The sequence below is a fragment of the Monashia sp. HAY1-5C genome, assembly GCF_056755255.1.
Genome location: NZ_JBPGXG010000334.1, coordinates 1 through 277, shown reverse-complemented (window position 1 = coordinate 277; position 277 = coordinate 1). Strand labels below are relative to the sequence as shown.

Below are 277 nucleotides of genomic sequence, written 5' to 3'. Positions count from 1 at the left end.
AAGTTCGATTTCTTCGTGCTCAGCGATACCCGTCGCGAGGACATCGGTGCGGCCGAGGAACAGGCGTTCGCCGAGCTGTGCGATGCGGTCGGTGGGCATGATCGCCTGTTCTACCGGCGCCGCGGCGACAACAGCGGGCGCAAGGCCGGCAACATCGCCGACTGGGTGCGCCGTTTTGGCGGCGGTTACCCGCAGATGCTGATCCTGGACGCCGACAGCCTGATGACCGGCGACACCATCGTGCGGCTGGTGGCGGGCATGGAGCACAACCCGGACG

1 protein-coding gene is annotated in these 277 nt (G+C 66.8%); it reads left to right on the top strand.

Going from position 1 to position 277, the window contains the following annotated elements; genetic code table 11:
• A partial coding sequence (locus ACR9ZK_RS21910; protein ID WP_481344063.1) for a hypothetical protein occupies nucleotides 1–277 on the top strand: 277 nt, incomplete at both ends.